This is a genomic window from Limnospira sp. (genome assembly GCF_051859755.1).
GTDB lineage: Bacteria > Cyanobacteriota > Cyanobacteriia > Cyanobacteriales > Microcoleaceae > Limnospira > Limnospira fusiformis.
In genome coordinates, this window is sequence record NZ_JBIMLI010000106.1 from 1 (window position 1) to 6,650 (window position 6,650).

Here is a 6,650-nt window from a genome sequence, read left to right on the forward strand (position 1 = left end):
AAGGTCTCGCACCATACTTGGTATTATACCGTATTGCCGTAAAATGTTAACCTAATTTGAGATTAAATCATGCTCTCAAATGCTCGCGAGCATACCGATTCCTAGCCTTGTGATAGTTCTGGGACTGAGGTTTTGCTCCTTTACGAAACTTTCGAGATTTCCGCCTATTCGCACGATTAAGCTGCTTTTCAGCTTTTCTGTAGAACTGAGGTGCCTCTATTACACTGCCATCACTGGTGGCTATGAAATATCGCAGTCCCATATCTATCCCAATAGCTTTTTGACTGGGTTTTGTCTGCACTCGACAATCTGCTTTGATGCAGAACTGAACATAGTACCCATCCGCCCGACGGACTAGCCGAACCCGCTTAATTTGTGATTCGTCATAATGGGCTAAATCATAGCTACCAATCAAGCGCAACTCGCCGATAGCAAAACCATCTGTAAACTTAATACGCTTAGGTTCAAGTAGCTTCCAGCCAGAGGTTTTGTACTCTACTGAACGAGAGTGTTTCTTAAACTTAGGATACCCTACTGGCTTGATGCCTTTCCTACAGTTCTCAAAGAACCGGCTAATTGCATTCCAAGCGCGTTCTCCTGCCGCTTGACGAGCCATCGAGTTGAGTTTTCTGGCAAAAGGAAATTCCTCAGCTAACTCTTTACAGAGTCGGCTGAGGTCGTACCTGCCAACCCCTTGGTTATCCATCCAATAGCGCAAGGCTTTGTTACGGATGAATTGAGCCGTCCGAATAGCCTCGTCTATGGCTAAAGCTGGTAGCGGTTTGGTTTTTGCCTTAAACTCAAGTACAATCATGCTGTGATGTTAGCACATCTAGCCTAAGGCGACTAAAGTCGCCGTTGTTTTTCATCCCCGCGCTGAAGCAATGGGGCTTTCAAATGATCGTGCTAGTTTCGTAAGTTTTTTCAAAGAAATGCTCATGACTACATTAAATACTCAATATATTTTAGCCCTGGATTTAGGCACAACAGGCAATCGGGCGATTTTGTTTAATGCTGAAGGTTCCATCGCAGGTCAGGCTTATAAAGAACTTACACAACATTATCCTCAACCTGGTTGGTTGGAACATGACCCGCAACAGATTTGGGAAGATACGTCAGAGATGATGCAACGGGTATTTCGGGATACGGGGATTTCTCCGACCCAAGTGCAAGCTATTGGTTTGACGGTGCAGCGCGAAACCTGTATGTTGTGGGATAAGACGACGGGAGAGCCTCTTCATAATGCGATCGTTTGGCAGGATCGCCGCACGGCTGCTAAATGCCGAGAATTAGCCGAGCAAGGAAAGGCTGAGGAAATTCAAGAACGCACAGGATTGGTGGTTGATGCCTATTTTTCGGCAACTAAATTGGCTTGGTTACTTGACTGGGTAAAACGAGAAAAGCCCCATGTTAATTTGGATAATGTCTTAGCCGGAACTGTGGATACCTGGGCGCTATGGAAACTTACGGGGGGAAAGGTTCACGCTACAGACCACAGCAACGCCAGCCGCACTATGTTAATGAATTTGGATCGGGGTGATTGGGGTCCGGTTTTGCTAGATTTGTTTGGTATTCCTCGCCATATCATGCCGGAAATTAAACCCAGTATCGGCTTTTTTGGTAAAACTGACCCGAATCTATTGGGGGTGGAAATTCCGATTACGGCTATTTTGGGAGACCAGCAGGCTGCTTTATTTGCTCACGGTTGCGACCAGCCGGGGATGTTGAAATGTACCTATGGGACGGGATGTTTTTTGATTTCTCAGACTGGGGAGATTTTGACGCGATCGCATAATCAACTTTTGTCTACTATGGCATGGACTCAACAGCAGGGAGACCGCCCGATTTCGGCAAATTATGCCCTGGAGGGGGCTATGTTTACCACCGGCGCTTGTATTCAATGGCTGCGAGATGGAATTAAATTGATTGATTCGGCGGCGGAAACTGAGGGATTGTGTCGCCAGGTTCATGATACTAATGGAGTTTATTTTGTGCCAGCCCTCAGCGGTTTGGGAGCCCCTCACTGGGATATGAGTGCTAGGGGTGCTTTTATGGGTATTACTGGCGGTGTACAGCGACAACATTTGGTGCGATCGGTTTTGGAGTCGATCGCTTATCAAGTCGGTGAGGTCGTGGAAGCTATGAATAAGGATTGTCAAACTTCTATTTCTCTGCTGAAGGTTGATGGCGGCGCTTCCCGAAATAATTTTTTGATGCAGTTTCAAGCCGATTTGTTGGGTATTCCTGTCGAACGTCCCGCCATTTTGGATGCTACCGCCCAAGGGGCAGCTTTTGGTGCGGGTTTGGCGATCGGTTTTTGGGATAGTTACCAGGATTTGATTTCTCGCCGCCAAGTCGATCGCATATTTGAACCCGGAGGAGGCTCCGCACAGGCGCGCGATCATTTTATTATGTGGACACGCGCCATCAGTAGGGCTAAAAATTGGGTTGATTAAAAATCCCTTTTTTATCATAAATATCCGATTTTGTCAACCTCCTATAGGATTAATTTTGACTAGATGGCGGTTGACTTTCTGCTTTTATTCAATCTTAGGAACCTGGGTATTTTCAGCGCGAAAAAATGGCTTTTCCTCAAAACCAAAAATAGCAGCAACTATAGAGTTAGGAAAACGTTGGAGGTATTGATTATATTCTTGGACAGTTTGGTTATATCTTTGTCTTTCAGTAGCTATGCGGTTTTCTGTCCCAGCTAATTCATACATAAGACCGATAAAAGCCGGGGAATAACCCAGTTGGGGCTGGCTGACTACATACTGATTAAATTGCCCAATAGCTAAATTCATTTCATCATTAGCTACTAATTTTTCCGATGCAGAATTGGCTTGTAAAAACTGTTCCCTCGATTCAATTAACAGGTTAATAATTTGCTGTTCGTGTTGTGCTTGCGCTTGAGTTACAGCTAATAAATTCGGAATTAAATCAGCCCGCCGCTGGAGTTGGTTTTCTACTTGACTCCAGGATGCTTGGGTTTGCTGATACCTGGCTGAAATTAAATTATAAGTAACAATAGTCCATAATACCGTTACTACTGCGAAAACTATCCCCCCTAATGTTAACCCAGATTTAAGTTGGGTGGCTTTTTGTTGGGCGATCGCTTCTAGTTGGCGCTGTTTCTCAATTTCGGCGATCGCTTTTTCGATAAATTCTGGCGGAATAGAAACCTCCGCACCCGCTTCCTGGAGTTCGGCGATCGAATAACTATCAATAGCTTCCTGATACAACCGAGAAGCCACTTCTAACACTTCTGGCGCGAGTCTTTCGGGAATATTGCTATCAGCAGCATCATTCATCAATCTTCCTCTCCCCAAAAATTAAGTTTTCTTAAAGAATTGCTCCTCTGCTGATTGTAGGTCCTTATAATATCACATAACTTGCTGATGAGTTAACCTGGAATTATGAAAATTAACAGTATCCAGCGCTACGGTCGCATTTTAGGAGTATGGTGCTTAGGAATTCTCTGTTTTAGCATCATCCTGATATCACAGCCTTCCGTCAGTTATAGTCTCACTCCCTCAGAAGTTCCTAATCCTCAAGAAGTATATGGGGGATGGGTGACAGATATGGCGAATGTTCTCAGCAATGAAACAGAAGACCGATTAAATCAGATGATTTTTGAACTCGAAGAAAAAAACGGGACCGAAATTGCTGTGGTGACAGTTCCTGAAACCGGGTCTTATCCTTCCCCTAAAGCCTTTACCACTGCACTATTTAATCATTGGGGAATTGGTAAACAGGGTCAAGATAACGGTCTTTTATTTTTAACATCTGTAGGCGATCGCCGTGTAGAAATTGAGACCGGATACGGTATTGAGAGAGTTTTACCTGATGCGAGAGTCGGGCGAATTATTGATAATCATGTAGTTCCTTATTTAAGAAATGATAATTTTAATGATGGCATTTTAGCCGGAACTCAAGCCTTAATTCAAGCCGTAGAATACCACGTTTTTGATGCCAGCCTTCAACCCCCTATAGATATCCCTAATTTAGTTTGGTTTTTGACAGGTTCAGCCGGTTTATTATCATGTACTTTTTATAATTTAGCCAGCCGTGAAGCCCAAAAACCTATTTTGGTTAAGCCTGGAGACTATCAGCGGATTACAACATTTGACCCCAGTGAAACTGGCGCTTATACTTATGTCCGCTTAGGTATATTTTGTGTATTATTTGCCTTAACTGCTATCCCCGTATTATGGATGTTGTATCGAACCCCACAATTAGCTCCATTTTCAGGGGTGGCTCTGATAGCTATATTGTTTATAATCCTGGTGGGTAAAGCGTATAAAAAAGCGTATAAAACTATCTTAGTATCAATGACCACAATTAATCAGCCCACCACAATTAATCAGCCCACCACAATTAATCAGGCCATCGGTTCAGCAATTGGCAGTATGGTATTAACTACTATGGTATTTATTGTTTCCATAACTATGGTATTACCTATGGTAGTTATTTTTTCCATACATTTCTTTGGGTGGTTAATATACTATCAAGAATCATGGATTGGCATAATTAAATCGGGAATAATTATCACATCTCTAATTAGTTTGATTGGCTGTTTTACCATCAGTTCTCAACTCATTGAATGGCGTTTTAAGAAAAACAAAAATCAGCGTTCATTCCGTCCTGTTTATAATACTGATTCACAAGTTTTCCTAGAACCCTTAGAAACCGCAGAACTCCAACCCCTATTAACAGACCATGAACAGGTAGCCGCCAAACTCGGAAATGTTAGTTTTGAGGCGTGGTGGAGTCCTGAAGTAGGCGCACTGAGTCGCGATACTATCTATCTAAAAGCCTACGTTAACAAGCCCAGCCATTCAGAATGTCCTATTGGTAAAGAATTAACCGTAACCAGCACATCACAAACCGTCGTCTCACCCACTCAATATAGTACAGGACTCCTACGGATTACCTATCAATGTGAATGTTGCAACTACAATACAAAAACCGACCACACAATTCCCAGCTTATCATCATCCTCCAGTAGTGGTGGAAGTAGCGGTAGTAGTGGTGGCAGTTTTGGTGGGGGTAGTAGTAGTGGTGGGAGTTTTGGTGGGGGTAGTAGTGGTGGGGGTGGTGCTGGTAGTGACTTTTAGGAGGCTTTTAATTAATTTATGATGCTTCTCCTCCCACAACCACATTACGGATACGCAAACTAGGACCACCGCAGCCTACAGGTAGCCCATTTTGACCTCCTTTTCCACAACCTCCCGACTCATCCCAATAGAAATCATCACCAATTTCCTCAATATCTGCCAAAGTGGTAAACACATTACCAGATAGGGTAACATCCCGGACAGGTTCCGCTAATTTTCCATTGCGAATCATACAGGCTTCTCCAGCACTAAAAGTAAACATTTCGCCGTTAGTCATTCCCCCCAACCAATTCCGTGCATAAACCCCCAATTTAATCTCACTAAACAAATCCTCGACGGGAGTATTTCCCCGTTCAATCCAAGTGTTAGTCATCCGTACTAAAGGGGGATAATGGTAATTTAAACAACGAGCATTTCCGGTGGGATTTTCTCCTAATTTACCAGCAGTTTCGCGGGAGTGTAGCCGTCCGACTAATCGCCCATCTTGGATTAATTGAGTTTTAGTAGCGGGGGTTCCTTCATCATCATAAAAATAACTACCCCGATGTCCTGCTGGGGATGCACCATCAAAAATTTGGAGGTTTTTCGGCCCAAATTCTCGCCCTAAAGTCATGACTTCCAAGAGGTCAGGATTTTCGTAAGCCATATCTGCTTCTGAAAGATGCCCAAAGGCTTCATGAACGAATAAACCGGACAAAATTGGGTCAATAACTACAGTGTAAATATTGCCCCGGACGGGAGGTAAATTAAGAGAATTAACAGCCCGTTTGGCGGCGCTGCGAACCTGATGTTCAAGTTGGGTTAGGTCTTCATAGGCTGTTCTGGAACCTGTGGTTTCTCGTCCGGTCTGGACGGTTTCTCCGTGGCGCGCTGTGGCGGCAAAACGCATTTCCATATCTACCCAACCCTGTTCTAGTAAAGTCCCCTCAGAGGTAGCTAGGAGCATCCGTTGAGTGCTATCATTATAGCTAACAGAAATGGTGGTGATTTTGTCATCAACACTGCGGAGAATTTCTCCATAGCGATCGCATAATGTCTTTTTGTCCGACAGGGGAATATGACGAGGATCGGAACCGGTCAGCGGTAAAATATAGCTATCTTCAATAATCGGAATTGGCGCGAGGATAGTTTCTTCAGTACCAATTAATCGCGCCGCCATAATTGATTCTTGAATCCGGTCTTCTAGCTTAGATAAATCATTAAAACTAGCAAAACCCCAACCGCCTCGATAACAAGCGCGTACCTGTCCCCCTAAAGACAAACCCTCGCTCAAAGTTTCAATGCGATCGCCCCTTAATAAAATATTAGTTTCCTCTGATTCCTCAATTCGGATCGCTAAATAATCCACCCGATGACGATAGCGGGTAATTAAATCCTGGACTATAGTTTTGACATCTGCAAAGGTAGTGTTCATAATAGATAACAATATTGATGAATCAGTAGGTGTTACTATAACATTATTAGAGTCATATCAACCCATTGGCCAGGGTTCAATGAATTTCCGATCACCAATCTCGCCATAAGCCAGTGAAA

Annotated in this window: 5 protein-coding genes; 2 read left to right on the top strand and 3 right to left on the bottom strand. The window is 43.7% G+C overall.

The genetic code is table 11. From position 1 onward, the window contains the following. Positions 1 to 67: 67 nt before the first annotated feature. Complete coding sequence (locus ACTIE0_RS16870) at positions 68 to 814, bottom strand: RNA-guided endonuclease InsQ/TnpB family protein (RefSeq protein WP_006626299.1); 747 nt, start codon at positions 812 to 814, stop codon at positions 68 to 70. A 124-nt stretch (positions 815 to 938) separates the two neighbouring features. On the opposite strand from ACTIE0_RS16870, the gene glpK reads away from it, so the two are divergent. Next, the gene (glpK, locus tag ACTIE0_RS16875; protein ID WP_006626298.1) at positions 939 to 2,456 is read left to right on the top strand and encodes a glycerol kinase GlpK; all 1,518 of its coding nucleotides are present in this window, start codon (positions 939 to 941) and stop codon (positions 2,454 to 2,456) included. Between the two features lie 84 nt (positions 2,457 to 2,540). Here the strand turns inward: glpK and ACTIE0_RS16880 are convergent, their stop codons facing one another. Beyond that, positions 2,541 to 3,311: a LemA family protein gene (locus ACTIE0_RS16880; protein ID WP_006669725.1), complete on the bottom strand. Its 771-nt coding sequence runs from the start codon at positions 3,309 to 3,311 to the stop codon at positions 2,541 to 2,543. A 105-nt stretch (positions 3,312 to 3,416) separates the two neighbouring features. Here ACTIE0_RS16880 and ACTIE0_RS16885 point away from each other — a divergent pair, with 105 nt between their 5' ends. Further along, positions 3,417 to 5,117, top strand: coding sequence for a TPM domain-containing protein (locus ACTIE0_RS16885; protein ID WP_006669724.1), 1,701 nt, complete (start codon positions 3,417 to 3,419; stop codon positions 5,115 to 5,117). 16 nt (positions 5,118 to 5,133) lie between these two features. Here ACTIE0_RS16885 and ACTIE0_RS16890 read toward each other — a convergent pair whose 3' ends face one another. Next, positions 5,134 to 6,531 carry a TldD/PmbA family protein gene (locus ACTIE0_RS16890; RefSeq protein ID WP_006669723.1) on the bottom strand — a complete coding sequence of 466 codons (1,398 nt, stop codon included), beginning with the start codon at positions 6,529 to 6,531 and terminating at the stop codon, positions 5,134 to 5,136. Positions 6,532 to 6,650: the final 119 nt, after the last annotated feature.

Coding starts and splice junctions, on each gene's coding strand:
- ACTIE0_RS16885 (WP_006669724.1), top strand. CDS start 3,417: ATGAAAATTAACAGTATCCAGCGCTACGGTCGCATTTTAGGAGTATGG.
- ACTIE0_RS16890 (WP_006669723.1), bottom strand. CDS start 6,531: ATGAACACTACCTTTGCAGATGTCAAAACTATAGTCCAGGATTTAATT.
- ACTIE0_RS16870 (WP_006626299.1), bottom strand. CDS start 814: ATGATTGTACTTGAGTTTAAGGCAAAAACCAAACCGCTACCAGCTTTA.
- ACTIE0_RS16880 (WP_006669725.1), bottom strand. CDS start 3,311: ATGAATGATGCTGCTGATAGCAATATTCCCGAAAGACTCGCGCCAGAA.
- glpK (WP_006626298.1), top strand. CDS start 939: ATGACTACATTAAATACTCAATATATTTTAGCCCTGGATTTAGGCACA.